Annotated in this window: 22 protein-coding genes and 1 tRNA gene; 11 read left to right on the forward strand and 12 right to left on the reverse strand. The window is 41.7% G+C overall.

The window, feature by feature from the left end; genetic code table 11:
• Window positions 1-114: 114 nt before the first annotated feature.
• Both hxpB and GGD38_RS27140 read right to left on the reverse strand, forming a co-directional pair.
• Window positions 115-771, reverse strand: a complete 657-nt coding sequence (gene hxpB / locus GGD38_RS27135; protein WP_375303124.1) for a hexitol phosphatase HxpB — start codon at window positions 769-771, stop codon at window positions 115-117.
• A 56-nt stretch (window positions 772-827) separates the two neighbouring features.
• Window positions 828-1,532, reverse strand: coding sequence for an SIMPL domain-containing protein (locus GGD38_RS27140; RefSeq protein WP_375303123.1), 705 nt, complete (start codon window positions 1,530-1,532; stop codon window positions 828-830).
• Window positions 1,533-1,667: 135 nt separating this feature from the next.
• On the opposite strand from GGD38_RS27140, the gene GGD38_RS27145 reads away from it, so the two are divergent.
• Entirely contained in the window at window positions 1,668-2,435 is a 768-nt protein-coding gene (locus tag GGD38_RS27145; RefSeq protein WP_375303122.1) for a lysophospholipid acyltransferase family protein, read from the forward strand.
• A gap of 69 nt (window positions 2,436-2,504) precedes the next feature.
• Here the strand turns inward: GGD38_RS27145 and GGD38_RS27150 are convergent, their stop codons facing one another.
• Together GGD38_RS27150 and GGD38_RS27155 are read right to left on the reverse strand one after the other, a co-directional pair.
• Window positions 2,505-3,023: an acyl-CoA thioesterase gene (locus tag GGD38_RS27150; protein ID WP_375303121.1), complete on the reverse strand. Its 519-nt coding sequence runs from the start codon at window positions 3,021-3,023 to the stop codon at window positions 2,505-2,507.
• Window positions 3,024-3,057: 34 nt separating this feature from the next.
• The gene (locus tag GGD38_RS27155) at window positions 3,058-4,155 is read right to left on the reverse strand and encodes a mandelate racemase/muconate lactonizing enzyme family protein (protein WP_375303120.1); all 1,098 of its coding nucleotides are present in this window, start codon (window positions 4,153-4,155) and stop codon (window positions 3,058-3,060) included.
• Window positions 4,156-4,402: 247 nt separating this feature from the next.
• Here GGD38_RS27155 and GGD38_RS27160 point away from each other — a divergent pair, with 247 nt between their 5' ends.
• Window positions 4,403-5,629 (forward strand): proline dehydrogenase family protein, encoded by a 1,227-nt coding sequence (locus GGD38_RS27160; protein WP_375303119.1) that lies wholly within the window; start codon window positions 4,403-4,405, stop codon window positions 5,627-5,629.
• 107 nt (window positions 5,630-5,736) lie between these two features.
• Here the strand turns inward: GGD38_RS27160 and GGD38_RS27165 are convergent, their stop codons facing one another.
• The gene (locus GGD38_RS27165; RefSeq protein ID WP_375303118.1) at window positions 5,737-6,594 is read right to left on the reverse strand and encodes a dienelactone hydrolase family protein; all 858 of its coding nucleotides are present in this window, start codon (window positions 6,592-6,594) and stop codon (window positions 5,737-5,739) included.
• Window positions 6,595-6,739: 145 nt separating this feature from the next.
• Here GGD38_RS27165 and GGD38_RS27170 point away from each other — a divergent pair.
• Window positions 6,740-6,814: transfer RNA gene (locus GGD38_RS27170), tRNA-Val, on the forward strand.
• Between the two features lie 194 nt (window positions 6,815-7,008).
• Here the strand turns inward: GGD38_RS27170 and GGD38_RS27175 are convergent.
• On the reverse strand, window positions 7,009-8,373 hold the full coding sequence (locus GGD38_RS27175) for a S41 family peptidase (RefSeq protein WP_375303117.1): 1,365 nt from the start codon (window positions 8,371-8,373) through the stop codon (window positions 7,009-7,011).
• Window positions 8,374-8,538: 165 nt separating this feature from the next.
• Between GGD38_RS27175 and GGD38_RS27180 the strand changes: the two genes are divergently transcribed.
• A complete protein-coding gene (locus tag GGD38_RS27180; protein WP_375303116.1) occupies window positions 8,539-9,195 on the forward strand; it encodes a peroxiredoxin-like family protein in 657 nt (218 codons plus the stop codon).
• Window positions 9,196-9,711: 516 nt separating this feature from the next.
• Here GGD38_RS27180 and GGD38_RS27185 read toward each other — a convergent pair.
• The gene (locus GGD38_RS27185; RefSeq protein WP_375303115.1) at window positions 9,712-10,830 is read right to left on the reverse strand and encodes a serine hydrolase domain-containing protein; all 1,119 of its coding nucleotides are present in this window, start codon (window positions 10,828-10,830) and stop codon (window positions 9,712-9,714) included.
• A 251-nt stretch (window positions 10,831-11,081) separates the two neighbouring features.
• On the opposite strand from GGD38_RS27185, the gene GGD38_RS27190 reads away from it, so the two are divergent.
• Window positions 11,082-11,663: a hypothetical protein gene (locus GGD38_RS27190; RefSeq protein ID WP_375303114.1), complete on the forward strand. Its 582-nt coding sequence runs from the start codon at window positions 11,082-11,084 to the stop codon at window positions 11,661-11,663.
• A gap of 28 nt (window positions 11,664-11,691) precedes the next feature.
• On the opposite strand, the gene GGD38_RS27195 is transcribed toward GGD38_RS27190, so the two are convergent.
• A complete protein-coding gene (locus tag GGD38_RS27195; RefSeq protein ID WP_375303113.1) occupies window positions 11,692-12,303 on the reverse strand; it encodes a hypothetical protein in 612 nt (203 codons plus the stop codon).
• A gap of 143 nt (window positions 12,304-12,446) precedes the next feature.
• Here GGD38_RS27195 and GGD38_RS27200 point away from each other — a divergent pair, with 143 nt between their 5' ends.
• Window positions 12,447-13,682: a DUF5018 domain-containing protein gene (locus GGD38_RS27200; RefSeq protein ID WP_375303112.1), complete on the forward strand. Its 1,236-nt coding sequence runs from the start codon at window positions 12,447-12,449 to the stop codon at window positions 13,680-13,682.
• 35 nt (window positions 13,683-13,717) lie between these two features.
• On the opposite strand, the gene GGD38_RS27205 is transcribed toward GGD38_RS27200, so the two are convergent.
• The gene (locus GGD38_RS27205; protein WP_375303111.1) at window positions 13,718-15,049 is read right to left on the reverse strand and encodes a cytochrome P450; all 1,332 of its coding nucleotides are present in this window, start codon (window positions 15,047-15,049) and stop codon (window positions 13,718-13,720) included.
• A 67-nt stretch (window positions 15,050-15,116) separates the two neighbouring features.
• A complete protein-coding gene (locus GGD38_RS27210) occupies window positions 15,117-16,724 on the reverse strand; it encodes an NAD(P)/FAD-dependent oxidoreductase (protein ID WP_375303110.1) in 1,608 nt (535 codons plus the stop codon).
• 108 nt (window positions 16,725-16,832) lie between these two features.
• Between GGD38_RS27210 and GGD38_RS27215 the strand changes: the two genes are divergently transcribed.
• The 3 genes from GGD38_RS27215 to GGD38_RS27225 all read left to right on the forward strand — a co-directional run bounded on the left by GGD38_RS27215 (window position 16,833) and on the right by GGD38_RS27225 (window position 19,238).
• Window positions 16,833-17,411 carry an O-methyltransferase gene (locus tag GGD38_RS27215; protein WP_375303109.1) on the forward strand — a complete coding sequence of 193 codons (579 nt, stop codon included), beginning with the start codon at window positions 16,833-16,835 and terminating at the stop codon, window positions 17,409-17,411.
• A gap of 176 nt (window positions 17,412-17,587) precedes the next feature.
• Window positions 17,588-18,688 (forward strand): nickel-binding protein, encoded by a 1,101-nt coding sequence (locus GGD38_RS27220; protein WP_375303108.1) that lies wholly within the window; start codon window positions 17,588-17,590, stop codon window positions 18,686-18,688.
• 151 nt (window positions 18,689-18,839) lie between these two features.
• Window positions 18,840-19,238: a DUF4242 domain-containing protein gene (locus GGD38_RS27225; RefSeq protein WP_375303107.1), complete on the forward strand. Its 399-nt coding sequence runs from the start codon at window positions 18,840-18,842 to the stop codon at window positions 19,236-19,238.
• Window positions 19,239-19,314: 76 nt separating this feature from the next.
• On the opposite strand, the gene GGD38_RS27230 is transcribed toward GGD38_RS27225, so the two are convergent.
• Together GGD38_RS27230 and GGD38_RS27235 are read right to left on the reverse strand one after the other, a co-directional pair.
• A complete protein-coding gene (locus tag GGD38_RS27230) occupies window positions 19,315-20,403 on the reverse strand; it encodes a hypothetical protein (RefSeq protein ID WP_375303106.1) in 1,089 nt (362 codons plus the stop codon).
• Window positions 20,404-20,427: 24 nt separating this feature from the next.
• On the reverse strand, window positions 20,428-21,441 hold the full coding sequence (locus GGD38_RS27235) for an SPFH domain-containing protein (RefSeq protein ID WP_375303105.1): 1,014 nt from the start codon (window positions 21,439-21,441) through the stop codon (window positions 20,428-20,430).
• Between the two features lie 405 nt (window positions 21,442-21,846).
• On the opposite strand from GGD38_RS27235, the gene GGD38_RS27240 reads away from it, so the two are divergent.
• Together GGD38_RS27240 and GGD38_RS27245 are read left to right on the forward strand one after the other, a co-directional pair.
• On the forward strand, window positions 21,847-24,660 hold the full coding sequence (locus tag GGD38_RS27240; protein ID WP_375303104.1) for an Ig-like domain-containing protein: 2,814 nt from the start codon (window positions 21,847-21,849) through the stop codon (window positions 24,658-24,660).
• A 119-nt stretch (window positions 24,661-24,779) separates the two neighbouring features.
• Window positions 24,780-25,244 carry a hypothetical protein gene (locus GGD38_RS27245; RefSeq protein ID WP_375303103.1) on the forward strand — a complete coding sequence of 155 codons (465 nt, stop codon included), beginning with the start codon at window positions 24,780-24,782 and terminating at the stop codon, window positions 25,242-25,244.
• The last annotated feature ends 25 nt before the right edge of the window (window positions 25,245-25,269 follow it).

Raw genomic sequence — 25,269 nt, forward strand, 5'->3', positions numbered from 1 at the left:
AGTAGGAGGTAAGAAGTACCCGATATTCGAAGTTACCGATAAGGTTTAACCGCCTGCCGTTTCAAGCTCTTCATACTTCTTACTTCTTACTTCGTATTCTTTAATCCAATTAGGTTACAACGTTTCTAAAACTGTCTTATTAAATCCTAACAAGCTTGTCAACTTACGATCAGCCGCATCCCATCTTCCTTCGTGATGAACGTGTGGCGCAGGAATAACAACACATTTCATGCGTGCTGCCTTGGCGGCTATCATTCCATTAAAAGAATCTTCAAAACAAATACAGGTAGTTGGCTTAACCTGTAATAGTTCGGCACAATTCAAAAATACCTGTGGATGCGGTTTGCCATGTGGCAAATGCTCGGCAGAAGTGATGGCATTCAGGTATGGCTGAATATTGAGCTTTTCAACAACCGCTTCAATTAACCGCATAGGCGAAGAAGAGGCGAGGCCTATAAGGAAATTATTGGCTTTAAAAAAGTCCATGATGTATTGCACGCCTTCCATGGCTTCACCATGTTCTTTTATTTTGTTTAAAGCAGCCTGTTCAATTTGCCGGGCAGCTTCTTTTGCCCTTTCCTTACTAATGGCAAAATGGGTAAACCAGTAATCGACCCATTCAGGTGTGCGAAGGCCTGTAGTAAGAATATATTGCTCGTCGGTGAGCGTAACACCATACTCTTGTAACGTTTCGGCGCCTGCCTGCTGCCATAAAGGTTCAGAATCTATAAGCAGACCATCCATATCAAAAATTACCGCAGAAAATTTCATGGGGGCAAAGATAAGATGATACGCTAAAAGGGAAAAAGGATAAGGTTTATGGCTGGTTATTTTATAGCAAATACAACATTTACTTCCATATAAACTTTGATCTTTTTGAAATCAATGCCTCCATCTGAGCTAAAGAAACCATTGTTACCCGCCATTTCCATTCTATTGGAAGTTTGGCTAATGTTATAATATGGCTGTATAATGCCCGTATTGTTTTCAGAAATAGTAACTGCTGTACCCAGGCTTTCACCTACAGCTTCAGTAAGATAACCTGCTTTTTCTTTAGCGGCTTTTATGGCCAGTATTCTTACCTGTTTACGGTATTCCTGTATTTTACTGTGGCTAACACGTACCACATCGAAGCCTTGCGTAGCTTCATCATCGAGTTTGTTTACCAGTTCATCCATTTTTTTACTGTTATTGAATTTTATCTGGTAGGAAATGGTGGCATATAATTCTTCCTTTGATCTCTTTTTCTTTAACAGATTACCTTCGTATGAAGCAATGGTAATAACCGAATCGTGCAAGCCTACATTGCTGCAGGAATTTAAAAAATCGGTTTTAATTTTTTCAATACCTATTTTACCAGTACCCTTTTTTTCATATTCTTTTAATGTAACAACCACATATATTTCATCGGGAGTGATCTCCATATCGGCACTGCCGTTAACGTTTATGGTTTTGGGGTACGGGTTTGGCGCCTGGGCAAATAAACCTGAAATAAAGAAAGCAAGGATGGCGGTAGTAATAATTTTTTTCATGATCATTTATTTAATACTGATAAGATTTCGGGAACCCATAAATTACATAAACAGGAAACCGTTTGCAATAATGATAACCGGTTTATTAACATTTCCTTAATTTCGGTACAAATTGGATGGTAAAAATAAGCTAGCATGAGCGAGTTCAGTGAAAGGTTACGACATATTAAACTGGTTCGAAAGATACTATATGCACTAATAGGTATAGTAACCTGGCCCGGACTGGTTATCATTAACAAATTACGTATAAGGGGCACTGAGCATATTGCCAAACTGCCCGGGAAGAATGTGCTTTTTGTCAGTAATCATCAAACTTACTTTGCCGATGTGATCACCTTTCTGCATATTTTCTGTGCAGTGAAATGGAGAAAGAAGAACAAACTTGGTGTTCCTTATTACTTATTAAATCCCTTTACTAAAGTTTATTATGTGGCTGCCGAAGAAACAATGCGCGGCAGTTTTATCAGCCGTTTGTTTACGTTAGGAGGTGCGCTCACTGTAAAACGTACCTGGCGTTCGGCGGGTACCGAAGTACGTAAGGGGCTCGATCCTTCCGACACCCGCAAAATAACACGGGCATTGGATAATAACTGGGTCATCACATTTCCGCAGGGAACAACAACACCTTTTGCACCCGGACGAAAGGGCACGGCGCATATTATAAAATTGTGTAAGCCTATTGTAGTACCGGTTGTGATCAGTGGATTTTGGCGTGCCTTTAACAAAAAAGGATTGAAGTTTAAAAAGAAGGGAACATTACTTTCTGTTACATTTAAAGAACCGCTGCAAATAGATTATGATGCGCCACCCGAAGTGATCTTAGCGCAGGTGATGGATGCTATTGAGCAAAGCAAACCGTTTATGATGAAGGGCGCGCATCACTGGAGTAAACCAATTAGCTAATGTGATAATTTGCTAATGTGCTAATAAAAAAATCCCTCCGGCTGAGCAAGAGGGATTTTTTTATTAGAGTTATTTCGTAAACAATGCTTTTAATTCAGTAGCATCATCGGGTTGCATTTTACCGCCAAGTATCAAACGCAACTGTCTTCTGCGCAAAGCACCATCAAACAATTTCTTTTCTTCATCCGTTTCGGGGATCAGTGCTGGAATTTTGCGTGGTTTTCCATTGGGGTCAAGCGAAACAAAGGTAAAATAGGCTTCGTTGCTTTTGTATTTATACTGGTGAAGGGCATCTTCGCCCCAAACACTCATATGTATTTCCATGGAAGTATTAAAGGCGCGGGAAACCCTGGCCTGAATATGAACGGCATTGCCCAGTTTAATAGGGTTCTCGAAAGAAATATTGTCAACCGATGCTGTTACAACCGGTGTGCTGCAATGTTTCATAGCTGCGAGGGCAGCTGCAATATCCATCCAGTACATTAATCGTCCACCCATTAAATTGCCAAACATATTGGTATCGTTGGGTAATACCAACTCGGTCATGGTAACTACCGATTCTTTGGCCGTCTTGGAAAACTGGTCCATGCTATTTTTTGCGCAAAGATATGGTGTGGTGGGTTTATATAGTGACCTTTTCAAGTGTTTGCAGAAAAGCTTCATCGGCATCGGCGCCTATACCCGGGGTTTCAGGCACTTCCAGGAAAAAGCCTTTGTATTGTACGCCCCCTGTAACCGGGTCGGCTTTATGGCCCAGCATACAGGTATCCATATCATAAAAAGCGACATTGTTGTGCGACAGCGCAAAATGCGCAAAAGCGGTAAGAGCTACCCGGCTTTCGAGCATACCGCCCATCATACAGGGAATGTTATTTTCTTCACACACCTCATGTATTTTGCGGGCTTCCCAAATACCCCCCGATTTGGCGAACTTGATATTCACATAGTCGCAGGCGCCGGCTGCAATAATACGTTTGGCATCGTGGTGGTCAAAAACGCTTTCATCGGCCATGATCCTGATGGGCGATTGTTTTACCAGCGTGGGAAGTTTATCATCGTCCCAATACCGCATCGGTTGCTCACAGAACTGGATATTATAAGGTCCCATGGCCTTGAGGGCAAATACCGCATCATCATAATTCCAACCCTGGTTGGCGTCTATACGAAGCCCTATTGCAGGACCAACGGCTTCCCGTATCTTTTGCACCCGTTCTACATCTTCTTTGGCATTTTTACCCAGCTTTATTTTGATAATTCGTACGCCCCGTTTTACAAAATCGATGGCTTTAGTGGCCATATTATCAGGTGTGTCTATACCTATGGTGAGGTCGGTCTCCAATTCTTTTTTGCTTCCACCCAAATAACTATACAATGGTTTGCCGGCGGCTTTGGCTGCCAGGTCGTACAGCGCCATATCGAAGGCGCTTTTAATGGTTGCATTGAAGGCCGTGTAACTATGTAGTTCCTGCAACCGTTCTTCAATAGCCGCTGCATTTTTGTTTTTCCAAAGGGCGGCAAAATCCTTCGCCATTTCAAAACAGGTGGCCTGGGTTTCACCAGCGATCATTGGAAAAGCACTGCATTCGCCCACGCCATAAATGCCTGCATCGGTGTGCACCCTGATAAACGTGTTTTGCGCATAGTGCATGGTACCGGTGGCAATGGTAAAGGGGTGCATGGGTATGCTAAACTTATAAATATCGGTATGTAGGATCGTCATAAGGGCCACAATTTACAAGGTTTAGGATAGTGAAAACTCAGCAAAAAGACGCAATGCGTGAGACGTGAAACGGTCCGCCAGCTGGCGGATGAAAGCCCATGCATCCTCACGACTAATTGCTGACTAAGTTCCTGTGCCAGACCGGTTATGCGGAAACCCGAAACCGGGAACGATTGCAAAAACCGTGTTGCAAACTTAGAATTTAAAAGTTTTCGAATTAACTTCGCGCCTAACATTCGTTAGTTCTATGTCAAAAACCGTCGTTGCTGTATCTTTTGATAATACTGAAAATGCATTTGCTTACAAATCGGATAAAGAGTTAAAAAAGGCCCATTTCCTTTTCTCAAGCATGGGATACCAGGCTCTGGTTCAATTAGGTACACGGCTTACCCCCTGGGCCATTAAGGTAGGGTTGCCTATAAAGAACATCATCCGCAATACCATATTTGAACAATTTGTTGGTGGAGAAACGCTGGAGGAAACGGCAAAGGTGGCTGCTAAATTAAAGCAGTTTAATGTGCAGGTGATACTCGATTATGGGGTAGAAGGAAAGGAGGGGGAAGAGAACTTTGACCACGCTACGGAAGAGTTCATTAAGGTGATCAATTATGCGGCCACACAACCCAATATTCCTTTTATGAGTGTAAAGGTGACCGGTTTGGCCCGGTTTGCCCTACTTGAAAAATTAGATGCTGCGGCCACAAACAAGAGTGGGTTTGAAGGAAGGGTTCATGAGGAAGTACTCACCACTGCCGAAAAAGCCGAATGGCAACGGGTGGTTGATCGTATTATTCGCATATGTGAAGCTGCTGAAGCCAAAAATATAGGTGTTTTGATAGATGCAGAAGAAAGCTGGATCCAGGACCCCGTGGATGCGCTTACCATGCAAATGATGGAACGGTTCAACCGCAAAAGAACAGTGATCTATAATACCATTCAACTGTATCGCCACGACCGTTTACAGTTCTTAAAAGACAGCTTTGCTTCAGCCCAACAAAAAGGGTTTGTACTGGGAGCCAAACTGGTACGCGGGGCTTATATGGAGAAGGAACGCAAACGCGCTGCCAGCAATAATTACCCATCGCCCATTCAGCCCAATAAAACAGCTACCGACCGCGACTACAATGCAGCGTTGGAGTTTTGCATAGATTATCTAAATCATATTGCGTTGATCGTTGCATCGCATAACGAATACAGCAATTTATATACAACCGAACTGCTCGATAAAAAAGGATTACCACATAATCATCCGCACGTACATTTTTCGCAACTGTATGGTATGAGCGATAATATTACTTTTAACCTCGCCAAGAATGGTTTTAGAGTAAGCAAGTATTTGCCATTTGGCCCCATTGGAGATGTGATCCCTTACCTTATGCGCCGGGCGCAGGAGAACTCATCCGTATCCGGGCAAACGGGAAGAGAGTTAGGATTGATTAAGAAAGAAATTGAAAGAAGAAAGACTGGGGTATAAATAAAAAGAAGCAGGAAGTAAGAAGTATGAAGTAGGAAATACAAAAAATCAGGATCTTCATACTTCCTACTTCGTACATCATCTGGCTATGTTCATAATGCTTGTTTCTATTTAATAGTATCGTTAAACAACTTCACCGTACGCTCCCAGGCCAGTTTTGCAGCTGTAGCATTATACCGCGTAGGGGCCGTATCATTATGGAATGCATGATTGGCGCCTTCATACACATACAACTCATATTTAGTACCTGCTTTCTTCAATGCTTCTTCAAATGCCGGGATACCGGCATTGATACGTTCGTCGAGGGCGCCGTAATGTAATTGCAGGGCAGCTTTTATTTTAGGTACATCGGCTGCCTCGGGTTGACGCCCATAAAAAGCAACCGCCGCTTTCAGATCGGGCACATTAACAGCTAACTGATTGGCCATGGCGCCGCCCCAGCAAAAACCAACACAACCTGTTTTACCATTGGCATCGTCCAGCGATTTGGCATAGTCGAAAGCCTTCATAAAATTGTTCAGGTTCTTCTGCATATCAAGCTTACCGAACATATTGCGGGCCTCATCTTCATTGGTTGGCGTGCCGCCCAGGGGCGATAGCGCATCGGGCGCAATAGCCAGAAAACCGGCAATGGCTACCCGACGGGTTACATCTTCAATATGGGGGTTTAAACCCCGGTTTTCGTGAATAACTACCACCGTACCATATTTCCCTTTTTGTTTTGGTTTGGCCAGATAGCCTTTCATGGTACAATCATCACCAGGATAAGTAATGTGTTCCGTAGTAATGCGATCATCCTGCGCAGGCACTGTTTGTGCCCGGGCATAATTTACTTCCAGCATGGGTAATACGGCCAGGGCCGCAGCCAGGCTGCCTGTTACTTTAGTAAGCCGGCGAAGGAATTCTTCCCGTGAAAGCGGCGCGTGGGTATACTCGTCGAAAAGGTTAATTATTTCCTGGTTCATAAAGGAGTTTGAATGGTGAAGTGCTTTCCTAAAGATAACGAATTACAAACCGGCATGAACCGATGAATATATTTTTAATGTTAAAGGCCTCCGGCGGTAATAAATTTGGGTAAAGCGGCCGGCTTTTTTATCTTCGGCTTTATACGGACTGCTAGCTCAGTTGGTTTAGAGCATTACTTTGACAGAGTAGGGGTCACTGGTTCGAGTCCAGTGCAGTCCACGAAATTGTAAAACCCGCTCTGGTAGCGGGTTTTTGAGTTTTAAGGAATCGGATTGATCTTTTTAAGATGTTTTATGTCTTTAGAATGAACTGTTTTTGGGTTCGAATCCGGTAATATTGTCCAACTGTTAAAAAAGAATTCGAAAGCCTCTTAAAAATTTACGCTGGGTGAAAAAACCTTAGTTGCTTAGCTGCTATTTGACGAAGTCTGCCTTGGCGGCTGTTAGCCGAATAGCATGCTCCATCTGCACGTCCTTATTTTCTAAAATATTGTTTATTGTAGGAACAACTACATAGTCAGGAATAATACCCCTGTTCTTTTCTTTTATTTTTCTAACGGCCATAACATATTTAGTAGTAGGAATGGAAACGGTTATACTGGTGTTCGGAAGGACTATATCGATAAAACCTCCTGATGTATTTCCATAATAACCTCCGCCCGTTTCTTCGCCAATAAACTTTCCTCGATTATTACTTTTCGCAATGGAACAAAATTCAGCGGCAGAAGAAAAAGTAAGTCCATTGATCAAAAACAATACTTCTCCGTTGTAGTGGGTATCAGTCGGCTTTAGCAGGGCTAGGTTCGGGTGATCTGCACTGGTTAGCTTTTTTCCTTTTGTTTCCAGTTCCTGGTAATACCTAAACGGTTTACTGGTTAGAAAGGAGTACAAATGAGCTCCATATACGTCCGCTCCGCCACCATTACCTCTTAAATCAATGATTAGGCGGTTAATGCCTTTTTGCTTTATCGTACGAAAAGAAGAATCTAGAAATGCATCAAAGTCTTTACTTGCGTTCGTTAATACTTGTCGGCTGAAGGTCTTGATAGTTAGTACAGCCACGTTCTTTTCAGGGTAAGACAAATCTAGCAAGTTTGCGGTTTGCAAAAACTCATAGGGCGAACAAAGGAAGTTTTTTCTTTGTTCTGCGTTTAGGGATGCAGTTTGGAAGCTGCCGCCGGGTAATTTAAAGCAGACTGCAAAGGCTTGCTGCTCTCCGAATACCAAATAGTAATAAAACCAGAAGGTACTGTTTAACATCCAATTTTTGGACGTTTTAACCGCACCATCGGAAACCAGATATGGATAAAGCCTTTCTCTAATTAGTTGTATAGCCACCCCGTTGATTGAGATTATTTGAGCTCCTTTAGGTATTAGTGGGTGGTCGCAGAAATTATAAGCACCCTGGTGAAGAAATATCAAGGACAAGGGAAAATAGGTTTGTGCTTCAAATACATTTCTCAAGCTTGGAGGTGCTTTGCTGGATAAATGCCCATCTCCCAAAGCGCTTAAAACGTATTTTATAGTGGAATAAAAGCTTGTTCGGTTGGTCTGCTGATTAATGGTAGCATTACAGCTATCAAACATTTTTTCTACTGAGGCTTTATCTGTGAAACGATTAAGGGAGGGATAGGTTCGCTCAAAAGCTTGTCGTAGGCATACAAAATCCTGCCTGTATTGCTCGGCGGTTAAAATCTGTAATGTATCTGCTGAACCCTGGCTGAAGCCAACAACACCAATTAGAATAAATAAACATACAAAGAAAGCTAGACGAAGCATAGAGTCAAAAATTTGAAAGGCACTTTATAGGCGCTAACTCCTAAATATACGTCACTTTTATTGGCCCACTTGCGTGTCATGTCGTGTAGCCGACATTTTCGGGATTAATAATTATATAAATTGCATAAACCTAATATGCCATTTATTTACTTATCAATACTTAACATGAAAATTATTTCCAGAAAAAGTTTTTTAACCGCCGGCCTTTCGTATCTGCTGTTTATTTCTGTTTTTCAGTTTAGCAGCACACACGCTTACGCACAAATGGCTAACGAAATACCATCCAAGCCGGAAGATATAAGTCCATTGTTGATCGGAGAAAATATTCCTGTAATAACGTTGCCAGATGCCATGGGTAACAATTTCGATTTAAATTCCGCTATTGCCCAGCAACCTACCCTACTGATATTTTATCGTGGCGGATGGTGCCCTTATTGTAATAAGCAGCTCTCTGGTATTCAGGAAATAGAGCCGGAACTTAAAAAAATAGGCTACCAGATCATTGCTATAAGCACAGACAGCCCCGATAATTTGAGAACCTCCGTAACTAAAAATAAATTGGAGTATACGCTTTTGTCAGATGCTGATTTGAGTGTATCAAAGAAATTCGGGCTAGCGTATCAAGCCCCTGCGGCCTATGATAATCTTTTGCCTAAGTCTTCCGGCGGGAAAAATCTAAATAAGTTATTACCCGTTCCTTCCGTTTTCTTTATCAGCAAAAAAGGGAATATCAGGTTTGAGTATATAAATGTAGATTTTAAACAGCGAATCAATGCTGATCTGTTATTATCAGTTGCACAAAAAATTCTTAATGAACTATAAAAGCATCCGCAAGACAAATTGCAAGCGACGCTGTTTAATTCAAAAAAATGGGATGAGATTGTTGTAATTGTATACGCTTAAAAAATGCCTTTAATTGGTTCGACAATCTGCCGGCGGACTCCACGAAATTGTAAAACCCGCTCTTGCAGCGGGTTTTTGCATTTAAAGAAGTTAAATTGTTCTTTCTGAGATGTTTTGTGTATTTAGTATGAACTGTTTCCTGGTTCGAATCCCTAAGCATATTCATATCTTTTGACAGAGTTGTTTAATGGGTGCAACAAATGAATATTGGAAAAGGCTTCTGTAACAGCCATTTATTTCTCACCATCTCTTTCGTTATCTCTTTTAAATGTAAGGCAAAGCTTTAATAAACTCGGTCGATTTCATTGTGTTTAATTGGTTCGACAATCTGCGGGCGGACTCTACGAAATATGAGCCTCTGATTTCAGGGGCTTTTTTGTTGATAGATGAGGGAAATTCGAACCCCGTTCTTCTCCACTCTTAACCATTCCTTTGTTATTCTTCTTTTGTTGCTGTGGCCTCCCGTATTATAATGGCTGCAATATCGCGCTCTAACTGATTTCGGTTGGCCAAGCTATTAGTCAGGATTACAAAGCCGGCATTCAGCTGTGGAAAGCATTCGAATGAGGTTCTCGAACCGCCAGTACCTCCGCCGTGCTCAAATATCTTATAACCATCTTCGCTGCTATGAATGAACCAGTTGAGCGCCATTCCTTCCTTGTCAGTACCGAATGTCGGCTGGTGCGATAATTTTATGGCCGGATCTGATTCTTTATTATTAGCGATGATATACTTTGTCAGATCTGCGGCAGTAGAACGTAAAGCGCCCATTGCCGGCAGTAATGATATATCCCACAATGGAACCGGCTCCCGCTTTTCATTATGCGGCCAAGCTATCCTTTCAGCCTGGTAAGCCGATATATCTATTCGGGTGTCACTCATGGATAATGGCTGAAGGATATGTTTGGAAATCAGACTGAAATAATTCTTCCCGTATGTGTCTTCCAGGATAGTGCCCAGTAAAGCGACTGCCATATTCGAATAAGAATAAATCTTTCCGGGAACGCTATCTAATTTCATTTTATGCAGGCCTTCGTATAACATCTTCCGGGAGTATCCTGCCAATGGGTTTAACGAATCATACCCAGCTCGTTCCCACATATTGGGAAATATCCGGGTAATGCGCGAAGTGTGGTTAGACAGCTCTTTTATGGTGATAGGCGTGCCATTGTATTCCAAATTAGAAAATGACCCTTTGAGATATTTTCTTATGTCATCCGAGAGAACGATCTTTTTGTCTAAAACAGCTTTTGCCAAAAGAATACCAGTAAAAGATTTAGTGGTGGAACCTATCTCATAGATTGTTTGCTTATCTGGTAGTTTTCCGTTTCCGGCTTTGGTTTCTCCGTAATTATAAAAATAAGTATTCCCACGCAAAACCAACCCTAATGTTAACCCAACCGCTTTAGTATCGCTGAAATATCGTAATACGTTTTCATGAACAAGGGAATCCAGCCGGGACTGATGGGGATTGTCGGTTTTGAGTGTGTTTTGACCTGAGACATTCAGCGCAGCTACACTGAAAAAGAAAATAAGTATGGATATGCATTTCATAAAAAAATAAATGTATCAGAACATCACATTTTTATTTTTTCGTCTGTCGAATAAGAACAGGCTTGCTTCTTAAACGCTCACACTAAAGATAAAGGTTTGAGGTACAGTCCTTACCAAAAGGTTGTCAATATTTATCTACCAATTGTCTTTCAACACTCATACGCTTAAATAATTCTTTTAATTGGTTCGACAATCTGCTGGCGGACTCCACAAATTGAAAATAGCCTCTGATTTTTACAAAGTACCCTGACATGATACCTGATTTCATTAAAATGTTCCCAGACCCTGTAGATGTTTTTGCTGATAAAGTTGAGCAACATGCGAAAGTATTATTTCCACTTTTTTCTGTTGACCTGAAACAGATAAATCCGGAATGGGAAGGTTACATTCATATGCTTCTTTACAATGAAGACCCTTATAATGATGACAGAGTGGACACGTTTAATGAATATTGTCAGGAGTCCATGATAGCCTTTGATGTCATTGATGGAAAATATTTATTCAAGACTGGGTTTGAATTTTTTAACCTGACACCAGATTGGGAAGAATACTTTGAAAAAACAAAGTCATCTTTCAATAAAACAAAACAAACATTTATCGACACTGGCAATTTAATTCATCCGCATTATAATAAACCTGCCGATATATACGAAGAAGTTGGCGGTAAGCCAAAATGGATACAAGGCGACGAAACTCCCAATGACCCGGATGGAAATCCAATGACTTTTATAGCGCGTGTTTATACGGCAAATTATACACACGACAGCAATGACATTTATTTATTCTACAGTCACAAACATAAGCTTGCTGTGATGCTTTATCAAACAACCTGAGAAAATAGATTGGGGTGCAAGTGTAAACTTATAAATTACCAGAAGCTTTTTTTCTTTTGATCAACTCTTCAATTTTTGACTTTATAAAACTTTCCAGCTTTTCATCTCCATTGCATCTTTTGACCATATAAGGAGTTTGCTCATCAATATCTTCTAATGAGTAATTATGCAGGTTCTCCCATATATTCAGTTCAATGAGCAGGCACTTTTTGTTGAATTCGGGGTTTTTCAATAATTCATCCAGTTCTCCTCCTCCTTCCTGTGTTAAAGAGAAGTAGTGCTCAGGATTTATGTCAATGGCATCAAAGTATAAGTCAATTACATCCCGTAGAGACTTTATTCCATTTCCTCTTAATGATTCAGCAAGAGTTAGTATTGCAGACCCACATTGAGGATGCCTTTTTTCATAAACAAGCTCCCAAAACTTTATTTCCTGTTCTTTTGTCCACCCAAAGCCATAATAAGATGTCCAAAATCCAGCTAAGATATACCATTTCAGAACCTTGACACTTTCTTGTTCAATGATCGGGAATTGATCTATAAAATTTCGAATTGACTCATAATCAGAATGAGTTTGAACAAAATTTCTTATGCTTGATGCTTGTTCGCTTAGCCCTTCCGGTGGATATTGATAATACATTTCTAAACAGTATAATATTTATTGTCGCCAGGCAATAAAAATAAAAACAAAAAAAGCTGTAACATAAATCTTATTATCAACACTTATGGAATGTGCTGCGCAGCCAGGAATTTTTTCACCCTATTAAAACTGTCCTTAACTCGATGAAAAAAATTTCTATCGTATTCGTCCTGACTATAATGTTATTTGCATTATCATGCTCTAAATCCTCCCCAGGTGTAGAACAACCAACGCAAACCCCGGTGCCTGAAAAAAGCAGTGCTAAAAGTATAACCGAGTTTTCGGTAATGAATATGCAGGCCAGCATTGTTGATTCAACCAATAGCATCACCCTGGTGCTGCCTCCTGGTACTACACTTAATAAGCTTACGCCGTATGTAACAGTTTCTGGCAAAGCTACCGTATCACCTGCCTCGCTGGCAGAGGTTGATTTCACTAATCCGGTGGTTTATACTGTAACGGCGGAGGATGGTACGCAGCGGAAATATACTGTGCGGGTCACTAACACCAAACGTACCGAAAAAGAGATCAATCTATTCACCATCAACGGTCTTTACGGCAATATTAATAAAACCAACATGACCATTACGCTGCAAATGCCTGTTGGTACCGATATAACCAGTCTGGCGCCTGAAATAAATATTTCAGACGGGGCCAAAGTGAGCCCTGCTTCCAGGGAGGTAATAAATTTTACCAATCCGGTAACTTACACGGTAACTGCAGAAGATGGCGGCGTACAGAAATATACCGTTACCGTTACTGCGAAGAAAAGCAGTGAGAAAAATATCCTCTCTTTCAATCTCGACCATCCGAACCTTTCTGCTGACTACTATGGGGCCAGTGCAGATACGGTGATCGGCGTATTCAAGCCCACGGATAACGCCATTGATTTCTACTGCACAAAAGATGCTGTAAATGGGCTGAGAAAAATTGTTCCTCTCATAAAAGTATCAGACAAAGCCACCATTAGCCCTGCCTCCGGTGTGGCTCAGGACTTTAACCTTCCGGTTACCTACACCATTACAGCTGAGGATGGTAGTAGCCGAACGGTAACAGTAACATTCAAACGTTTTGATTTGGGGTATGTAAATGCCGAAACTGTGAAAGCTACTTATCTGCGTCCCGGTAAAAACAGTTACGCAGTAGGCGAGGAGGTGATGGTAGATGTTACCGCCAACATGTATTGGGTGCTAACCAGGTCCAGTATAACGTATGTGAAATACCTGTCAGGTTCAACCCAGGTATCTGCTTTCCGCATCAAAAAAATGTATAGCGATGGCTCCCGCTTTTGGTTTGAATGTAAAGAGACAGGCAACTATGATATGTATTTCATCTACGCCAATACCATTGGCCCTAAATTCAATGTGGTAATTAATTAAACGATATTAGACACAAATTTTAAGCCTCTGATCATTCAGAGGCTTTTCTTTTGGATTGTTAAAACAACTTTATCAGGCCTGAGTGTAATTAACGCCTTCATTGCTGGTACCTGGCCGGAAGGCCTTATTTGAAATTCTTTTAAAAAAGTATATAAGAAGAAACACATTTCAACCATGGCGAAATTATTCCCGATGCACATTCTTGGCCCAGCCCCAAAGGGGAAAAAATATTTTGATCTTGCCAATTTAGGATCATTAATAAAGCGTTGAGGTTTAAAAGCCAGGGGATCGTCCCAAATATTCTTATCCCTGTGCAAGCCAAAGAAGAAAGGTATAATGATCGTTTTTGCGGGAAATGAAAAATCTCCGATCTGGTCATCTTCAACAGCCACGCGCTCTGTCATCCAGGCTGCAGGGTACAAACGCATGCCCTCATGGATGGTTGCTTTCAAATATTCATTAGACATGCAATCACCAATGTTCTTCCCGGCAAATGAAGCAATTAATTGTTCCAGTACTTCCTGGTTACACGCAAGCAGATACAATAACCAGGAAAGTGTATTGGCTGTTGTTTCGTGCCCCGCAAAGATCAGTATCAGCACTTCATCTATAACTTGTTCCTCTGACATTTTCTCACCGGTATTCTCATCGGTACAGCTTAGCAGCATATCCAGCAGATCGCAATTTTCTTTATTTTCAGTCTTTCGTTGATCGATGATACCCCTGATTATTTCCCGTAACCTGTTTGCTTTTTTAAGGCTTACATTTTTCGCTCCTGTTAGTGGATAAAATAACCGGCTTAATGGTTGATTGGTATCCCTGATTAAAAACTCCTGTATGTCGCTGAAGATCTCGCTTATTTCTGTAATGATCTCAGGAGGCAAGGGTATGTTGAATATTGATTTTAACAGCACATTGAAAGAGAGCCCATGAACAAGGGGATATACATCAACACGATCTCCGGCAGGGAATGCTGTTAGATACTTCGCAATAGTTTTAATCATGATACTTTGAAGCTCCTGTAGTTTTTCCTTATGAAAGGCAGGTTGTATCATTCTTCTTTGCTTTAGCCAAAAGTTCCCGTTTGAAAAAAGAATTCCATTACCCATGAACCTTGAGGCACTTTTTGCTATGGCCGATTTGTTGTAGTTTTTATGATTCTCTTTTAAGATGTAGTTAATGAGATCGGGGTTTTGAGTAATGATAATTTTCCTGTTTAAACCTAATGAAGCCGTATAGGTTCCAGAAAAGAGCGTCATGTTTTTAACCACAGCTTTAATGGGATCCTTTAAAAACGTACCTGACCTTATTGCTGTCTGTAATAAAGAAAATCCTGCCGGAAGACGATACTTTTTAGGGTTGCTCATTTTCAGGAGTATTGAAACCTAAAATAGCAATTGTTAATTAATTTTCACGACTGCAATGTATAATCGCCTATTTTTTTGTCTCTTCGTGATATTCCATTTCGGTATTGATAGACCAGATATTCGATTTGTCGGCAATGCCGGCAACAATATTGTCTACTGCTGTCATAGCCGTTAGCATAGAGTGGTCGGAATTGTTGTATTTGTGCATTCCATTGCGACCGATAAGGTATAGGTTTGGTAAACTGTCTACAAAGTTTCGAATAACATCAAAACGATCGTAGGTTCCAAAGTAGGCCGGATAGGTTTTCTCCATCCGGAGAACAGTAGCATCCAAAACGTCTTCCTTTCGGGCGAGCCCAATCTTTTCCAGTTCGATTATGGCTGTTTCCTTGATCACTTCTTCAGACAGGTTCCAAAAATCATCTTCTTTATTGCAAAAGTATTCCATGCCGATCCAGCTTGTTGCAGGGTCTTTTACCAGGAAAGGACTCCAATTGTTAAACAGCTGTAGCCGGCCCACCTTTACATCTTTTTCCTGTACGTAAATCCATGTATCCTCCAGGCTAAGTTTTTTGAAACCACCAGTTGCTTTATCCTGAGTAGAGAATTGTTTTAACAATAAACCAACCGTAATAAAATCACGGTATAACAAACCAGCCGCTACTTCTTTTACATCGTTTGGAACGTTACCTGACATGCCCCCAATAAGCTCATTAACGGGCATGGTAGAGAAAAAATAGTCGCCTTCCCAGGATTTAGTTTCCCCGGTTTGCGAATGAATAGATTGAATGGCTGAAACTCCGTCTTTATGATTTGCTATACTTGTAACTTTTTGATGGAAGATGATTTCACCGCCCATGCTTTCAATTTGCCGGGCAACTTCTTCCCAAAGCTGACCAGGTCCATGTTTGGGATAAAGAAAGCGTTCGATCTGACTGGTTTCCACATTTTTTTGCGCAATATCCCGGTCGTCTTTTTTCTTACGCTTTAGCGCATGTGCTACTGCTTTGGTTATGGATACTCCTTTGATCCTTTGCGCTCCCCATTCGGCGGATATTTCGTTACAATTAACTCCCCAAACTTTTTCGGTATAATCTTTAAAAAAGGTCTTGTATAAGGTTTTTCCAAACCTATTTATCATAAAGTCTTCAAGCGTTCTTTCTTTTCTTCGGGGAAATAGCCTGGCAAATGTATAGGAGAAACCAATTTTCATGGTTAGCAGAATACCTAATTTGCGAAGGGTGTTAGGCGACAGATTGAGTGGATAATTAAAAAACTGGCGCAGGAAATAAATGCGCGATAAACGACGGCGCAACAACATTACCTTGTCCTTATCAAGCGGTGCAGTACCGGAAGCTCCTGTAGTATATAAAGCGCGTGAGCGGTTCTGATAGTTAATGTTAACTTCACCTTCGGTAGTGGTTTCCAACGGCATAAAACGGAACCACCAATCCATAACCCTGTCTGATTTGGAGAAAAAACGATGCCCTCCAATATCAATACGGTTTCCCTTGTAATTAACGGTCTTGGATATCCCCCCAATGTCACCGGATCTTTCAAGGATTATTGGCTTTATGTTTGTCCGTGTCAGTAATTCATAGGCGGCTGTCAAACCCGCAGGTCCAGCCCCAATGATAATTGCTTTCTTGTTGTACTTAACAGTATCGTTTTTCATGAATGCGACTGTGAAATTAATAAAATTCCGTCATTCCTATACTTACATGGCAACGGCAATGATCTTTTGACTAATAATCAGTATCTTCCACTATAAACCTTACTCCATATGACAGAAGAGATCAATCAACACCTGCCCACCGCCTATAAAGAAATTGACATTGCCACCAAATTGTCGGGCTTTACAATGGCCTCCGATATTTTAACCTGTTCATTACTACGTACGCTCGCTGCTTCCAAACCCGAGGGTAAGTTTTTAGAACTGGGTACCGGCTCGGGACTTTCAACATCATGGATACTCGACGGAATGGATAATGATTCTACACTGGTCTCAATAGACAATGATCCTGGCTATTTAAAGATCGCCAGTGACCATTTAGGTCATGACGACCGCCTGAGCCTGGTGCTTGCAGACGGAGGCGAATGGCTGGCCGAGAACTGGTATCAAAAGTTCGATTATATCTTTGCCGATACCTGGCATGGCAAGTATCTTTTGTTAAACGAAGCACTGGCTATGTTAAAAAAAGGCGGACTGTATATCATTGATGATATGTTGCCGCAACCCAACTGGCCCGATGGGCACAATGAAAAGGCTAAGAATTTAATGGCAACCCTTGATGCGCGGAAAGACCTGTTGATTACAAAACAAGTTTGGGCAACAGGTATTATTGTGGCAGTTAAAAAGTAAACGTGCCTGTAAACAATACATGATAAGTCCCGTCCCGGCTCAGTCGGCACGGGACTTTTTTATGCGGCCCGGCTATACCACTTTAGTGGTATTTCGGCCATTAAACAGAATGAAATCGCCCAATTCAGAAATCTTAATTTTAATTTAGCCGAATTGGCGCTCAAAAAATCAGACGTATGCCACTTTATATGGATGTTCATATTATTCCTGGCATAAAGGCCCGGGACGTTGCAGAGGCGCATCGGAAAGATGTTCAGCTGCAGGAAGAACATCATTGTAAATGCATGACCTACTGGATAGATGAGGAAAGAGAGAATGTGTTTTGTTTAATAGATGCGCCCGATAAAGAATGCGTAGTGGCCATGCATCAAAAAGCCCATGGTCTTATACCAAATAAGATCATAGAGGTGAATCCCGAACTGGTGCAGTCTTTCCTTGGCAGGTTATACGACCCTGAAAATGCAGTTACTACAGATGATGGATTAAAGGTCTTTCACGACCCTTCTTTTCGCATAATTCTATTTATTAGTATAAAGGACCCGGTCTTATTGCGCCATGAGCTGGGCATCGAAAAAGCAAACGAGCTGCTGAGCATTTGCACCAACCTCATAAGGCAGCAGCTCACTGCTTTCGATGGCAGGGAAGTAGAACACCCTGGTAACGGTTTTCTTGCTTCATTTACAGGCGCCGCACAAGCCCTTTCATGTGCCTTTACCATTCAACAGCTAACACAGCAGCCCGAACTGATGGTTGTTGATCTAAAACTTGCGGTAAATGCAGGTGAGCCTATTGCAACGGTCAGTCAATTGTTTGGCGATACTATACAGTTTGCGCGGCAATTGTGTTTCATTACCAATGATTCTAAAATAGCTGTTGCATCACTTGTTAAGGAGCTTACCGTTAAAGATCAGTTTCAAAAGCCTGCCGGTAATATAGTTACCCTTGTTCCGCAGGATGAAGAACTACTTGCATCATTATTTAATAAACTGGAAGAGAACTGGCAAAATACCGATTTTACCGTTAGTGAATTTTGCCAGGCAATGGCAATGAGTCAGTCGCAATTATATAGAAAGACCATTGAGCTTACCGGCAAATCGCCCAATATATTACTAAAGGAGTTCAGGCTTGAGAAAGCAAAGGAACTAATGAATAAACAGCGATATAATATTTCTCAAATAACATTCGATACCGGTTTTACCAGCCCTTCCTACTTCACCAAATGTTTTAAAAGCCATTATGGTTTATTGCCTATGGCTTATCTCGAGTTGTTACGCTGAATGAATTTTACCATCTTCTGAACGATTTGTTTCAACCTTCACTTACTATAGTTTTTATTGATCAATGATTGATATTTATTGAATGATTTGTTATACAGCTTCCCTTGTTGTTGAAGTTACCTTTGGTTTATTAAATCATTAATCAATCAACATGAAAAGCAACATCCATTACAGCGCACTTGTTATTGTCATTCTGTTAGCATTCAGTTTTGCCGGAATGGCGCAAACAAACTTTGTTACCGAAAACTCTAAAACCAAAAAACAAGCAACAATGAAAATGTATGTTATTGAGCGGGAAATTCCTGACTTGGGTAAATTCACCCATGAGCAATTAAAAAGCGCTTCACAAACATCATGCGGCGTATTGAAATCAATGGGGCCGAAAATTGAGTGGGTACACAGTTATGTAACAGGTAATAAAATGTATTGCATTTACCGGGCCGAAAGTGTGGAGTTGATCAAAGAGCACGCCCAAAAAGGTGGCTTCCCCGCCAATTCAATTGTTGAAGTATCCGACATCATCAGTCCGGCAACAGCTACAGCCAACTGAGCCATGAAATACTAAAGCCATGAAAAAAGAAAGCCTTCCGCCGTTGACGGAAGGCTTTACTATAATGTTATCTTCATTATTGCTGCGTAAGCCAGTATACTGATAATATCAACAGTATTACCAAAATAACCGTAAGCGTTACTTTGCCTGCCGATACTGGTTTCTTACCATAGATCTTACCGGTTTGTCCGTTAATAAGAAAGTGGTACTTCTTGGTTTTGTAAACATATGAACAAACCCATAAGGGCAACAGAATGTGTTTGTAGGTTTGATTCTCATACGAAGTATTTATCTGCAGATCGCGGTACGTATCTATACGGCATTGTTCGGCACAACCTTCGTGAATTACCTGTTGCATAAATTGCTCGGCTTTATCATAACCTTCGTGTACGGCAATGTCATACACATCGGCTTTAAACCCCGACATATAACGTGCATCAAAGTTCACCACCTCTGCAAGATTGTAGGGGTAAATGCTTTCGTATTCGTTTTGCGTTAATTCAGTTGCCCCACCAATAAGGATATCATCAAACTCGTGCTGATATTCACCTTCGCGATAGATCCATTCTGTTCTTCGTTCCTGTCTGCTTGTTCTGTTACCATTTGAATCGGTATCAGAAACGTTTACATAATAGTAACGGCCGCCATAACCACTCCAGTGGCTATAGGTTTGCGCATCGTAGGTCCAGAAGGGAACATAAATACCATGCAGTGCATCCTGCCGGGCAAACTGACTAAGGTCGCGGGGCGCCCACCAGCCATTGCCCAGCCAGGCTTTGAAAATAGAAATAGATTTTTGTTGATCTACTGCAAAAGGAATAATACCCGATGGTTGAATGAGCCGTGTTTTATAAGCTACCGGGTTCACCACCTCGAAGTTGCAAAAGCTGCAAATGAAAGTGGGTGTATCGGAAACAAAAACTGTTTGTGAGCCGCAGCGTTCACATTTATATACCTGTTGTTCTATAAGAACAGCAGGATCGCCTGCTTCTGACATCTGTTGGCGAAGGCTGTTTTCTTTAACCCGGTCGGCGCCATTTTCAATGGCAACCTTAACGCCACAATATTCGCATTCCAGTTGTTGATGCCCGGGGTTGAAATACAATTGCGCATTACAGCCCGGGCATGGGAATAGCATTAGGGAATCTTTCTGAACTTGTTCCATAAGATGGTTGTCAGGGTTATTCGTTTACAGCTTGCCCAGTATCTCGGCTTTCTTTTGGTTGAATTCTTCTTCTGTAAGAACACCTGCGGCTTTCAGTTCGCCCAGTTGTTTTAACAGGTCGATCATTTTTTGTTGATCGTTACCACCGGCAGCACTACCGGCATTTTGTTGTTGCTGTGGTTGCTGGGGCTGGGTTTGTGTTTGCATCATATTCGTGAGCAAAACACCTGCGCCCATACCGGCCATATTGGCTGCGCCCGCATTCTCCGACATATTCTCCAACGCAATACCTGCCTGCATTTGGTTGAACTGGTTCAGTTTGTCGCTCATCATGTTCACCTGCGTAGCTTTGTCGAACATTCTTTCCACTTCTTCGGGCAGGCTAACATTTTCAATATAGAATTGACCCAACTCTATACCCCAGGCATCAAAATCGGTTTGGAAGATGGGTTTTAACTTATTGCCTATTTCGGTAAAATTAGCTGCCAGGTCAAGTACCGAAACACCCGCTTCGGCCAATCCTTCAGCCATTTTGCTGATGATGGTATTGCGGCATTGTTCGCTAATGGCGTCAATAGGTACATAGGGATTAGTACCTGCAAATTCTGTAATGAATTTTTTAGCGTCTTTTACCCTGATGGTATACGTACCAAATGATCTTACCCGCACCTGTTTAAATTCAGGGTCGCGCATGATAATAGGGTTTGAGGTGCCCCATTTCAAATTGGTGAACTGTTTGGTGTTCACAAAGAATACATCAACCTTAAAGGGAGAATCGAACAGGTATTTCCACGACTTCAGCGTGGTAGTAATGGGCATGTTTTGAGTAGAGAGCTCGTACCGGCCGGGTTTGTATTCATCGCCAAATTCGCCTTCATTCATCAATACCACCACCTGCGATTCCCGTACGGTTAACTGCGCCTTGTTCATGATCTTATTTCCCTTGTCGGGAAATTTATAAAGAACTGTATTGTTCGAGTCATCAACCCAGTCAATGACCTCTATAAATTCATTCTTGATAAAATCGAATAATCCCATATACTGTTGATTTTAGGAGTTGGCTAAAGTTGGTTGTTTGTAATTCTTACAAATTGGTAGTGAAACCTGGTAGAAAATTACACCAATCTGATTAAGAATTGCAATCCTTAACGAAAATTAAATGAAAGTCTTTCGTAATGTGAGTAATTTTTTATTCTTCATTGGCATTTCTTACCCAAAAACCCGGGCAAACGAGGACAATTACTATTGGTAGCAATTAGCTAAACAAGATATCTTTAGCGCAGTTAAAAACCATCGCACCCCTTCGCCTCACAAGCGCTATTTATAAATCCTTCTTCACAATGCTTTTTAGGCTTTTTGTTTCATGCTAATAAGCGTGAATTCGTATCCCTATGCCCATTCCCCAACACGATCTTTCATTTAACCATTAAAAAATCGAGTATTATGAAAAAACTGTCATTATTGCTATTGAGCGCTATGCTGCTGGGCATGGCTGGCTATAGCCAGGTAAAACCCGTGCCGTTAGGCAGGGCTGCCGATGTGCTGTCGCATTTCAGAAAACAAATTACAGTTAACGCACAACAACGTATTACCGGCCGGTTAATGTTACGAATAAATGCTGCTGATTCAATGCCGGGTAAAGTTAATTTCAGGCAATCGCTGGCTACCGGTAATGAATATCTGGTAGGTGAAATTGAAAATGTACCCGGTTCCTCTTTCTTTATTCGAATAGAAGGGACCAAAGTAGAAGGGAACATTATTTTACGCAATACTAAAAAAGCATACACTTACTCTTCTGATATTAACGGTAATGTATACATTGCCGAAACAGATATTCAAAAGGTGCTGTGTATTGATTATGAAAAAGCGCCGGCCAGTTCAGCCACCATCGCGGCAGCGGCAGCGCTTACCGCCGCGCAGTTGTATAGCCTGCAAAGTTATCCGAATGCCAATGGCGTTGTATTGCTCGATTTCGATGGGCAATATGTTTCCGGCACCGGCTGGAACAGTGGCAACCCTATTGATGCGGCGCCTTCTACATTAACTGAAGCAGAGCGGTATGAAGTATGGCAATTGATCAGTGAAGATTTTAGTCCGTTCAAACTCAACATCACAACAAGTGAGGCCGTGTATAATTCTTACCCGGCCAACAGACGCATGCGCTGTATTTTCACGCCTACCAATACTGCTGCGCCCGGCGCTGGCGGTGTAGCTTATCTTAATTCATTTACCTGGGGTAACGAAACGCCCTGCTGGGTTTTTAACGGTGGTATTAAAGGTGCCGGCGATGCCGCCTCGCATGAAGTAGGGCATACATTTGGCTTAAGCCACGATGGAAGAACAAGCCCGGTTGAAGAATATTACCTGGGACAAGGCAACTGGGCGCCCATTATGGGCGCTGGTTATTATGAACCTGTTGTTCAATGGAGCAAAGGCGATTATGCCAACTCAAGCCAAACACAGGACGATCTGGCCATCATTGCAAACAATGCAAATGGAGTAGGGTACCGTGCCGATGATCATAGTAATACAAGATCAGCTGCTACTACCATCAATATCAGTGGAACAGGCAGCGCATTTTTAACAGGTAATATTGAAACAACCAGTGATGCCGACTTCTTTACATTTACTACAACAGGGGGCGCCGTATCGTTGAATGTTAACCCTGCAGCAAAACATCCTAATCTCGATGTGCTGGCTATCTTATACGACAATGCCGGTAATGTGGTAACCTCATCAAACCCCGATGGGTTGAATGCTACCCTGAGTGCCATACTTGCTGCAGGCACTTACTTTATTTCAGTGACCGGGGTTGGCTTTGGCGATCCGGCTTCAACTGGTTATACAAATTATGGTTCGCTTGGTTATTATGCTATTACTGGTACTATTGCCGGTGGGGCCGCTAATACGGTTGCTACTTTCTATAAAGACTGTAACTATACGGGCAGCTATGCAGTAAGCCTGGCGCCCGGTGCTTACACGGTGGCCGACCTGGTGGCCAGTGGTATTCCTGATAAAGACATTTCTTCTTTCACCGTTAACAGCGGTTATGAGGTACTGTTGTACAAGAACAATGCATTGCAGGGAAGTTATACCAGCTTTACCGCAAACACGGCTTGTTTGGTAAGTTATACGTTAAACGATTCTACCTCTTCATTACGTATAAGGTCAATCACCAACCAGGCGCCCACGGTAAGTTTTGTAAAACCTGTTGCGGGGGGCATGTATCTTGCCCCGGCTACTGTAGCTATTACCGTTAATGCTGCCGACGCCGATGGCGCTATCAGCAAAGTAGAGTTCTACAATGGCGGTACTAAACTGGGTGAGGCAACCGCTACGCCTTTTTCTTACAACTGGACGGGTGTAACAACCGGTTCTTACACCATTACTGCAGTGGCCACTGACGATCGTGGTGGGCAGTCATCAGCAACTGTAGCTATTACTGTTACCAATACACCTATAGCAACTGTATATAAGAACTGTTCATATGGCGGTTATGCGGTAGGGCTGTTGCCTGGCAATTATACCCTGGGTCAATTGCAAAGCCTGGGCGTTTTGAACGATGATATTTCTTCATTGAAAGTGGCCAGTGGCTACCAGGTTGAATTATTTGCCGATAATAACTTTACCGGTACATCAGTAATTATCACCGGCGACAATACCTGTTTAACGGCTAACAGTTTTAATGATCTTACATCTTCATTAAAAGTAAGCGCTATAGGTGCAATAACCGGGGCAACCGTGTATAAGGATTGTAACTATGCTGGTTATGCTGTTTCACTGTCACCTGGTAATTATACACTTGCCCAATTGCAGGCATTGGGTGTTTTAGATAATGATATTTCTTCATTAAAAGTGAATGCGGGGTACCAGATCCAATTATTTGCGAGCGACAATTTCCTGGGTAATTCACAATCATTCAGTACCGATAACCCATGCCTGGTAACAAACGGGTTTAATGATGTGCCTACTTCAGTAAAAGTATATGCCGTAGCACCGGTAAAACCACAAGATGGCCTTATTACAGGTGCCGGTGGTTTGAAGCTTTACCCCAATCCTGTGCTTAATGAATTAAGATTCCAAACTGATCTTGATCTTACCGGAGCATTAATAAAAGTATATGACCTTTCAGGTAGAGTAGTATTACAGGCTAAAAATGTAAACAACAGGCTGAACGTTTCACACTTAACAGCAGGTATGTATTTAGTCAGAGTGAATAAGAACGGAAAAATGATCTCTGGTCGTTTTGTTAAATAGAAAGTAGTATTGAATATGGTCCCGGCCCAGGTGAACGTTGTTTCACCGGGGCCGGGATTATTATTATATTTAACGGGTATTCTTATGGAACCTGTATCTATGAATAAAAACATTAATAAATGAAATCCTACAAAGCGAATAATAAGAATGAGCTTTATTACATCTTTGTATATATTGCCCTATTGATAGTTGGGGTGGCGTTAACTAAAAAGCCAATGACGGCCCTGTATGCAGGGGGCATTTTTATACCGCTGGCTGTGCTTTACATTCTGTTTTATACCCGGCTTACCGAAATACAGGTAGATAGTAAGAAAGGTACACTCACCGCTATTTATAGCAGTCATATAAAGAAGAAAAGAAAACAGGTATTTAAGATCGCAAATCTTGAATGGGGATATAAACAGGGAGACACGGCTAAACAAGCGGTGTGTTTAATTTATGATTGCGGTAAAGAAGTAGTGAAGCTAAAGTCCGACAAAGACGGCTGGAAGAATGAAGCCATGTACTACCTTGTTACTGACCTGGAAAAACTAGGTGTAAAAAGAAGATTCACCGGTTATATGATGAAGGATGCCCAGCTGTAAATCGAAAATGTACTATAAGCCCTAA

This window comes from Niastella sp. OAS944 (assembly GCA_024809215.1).
Classification (GTDB): Bacteria; Bacteroidota; Bacteroidia; order Chitinophagales; family Chitinophagaceae; genus Niastella.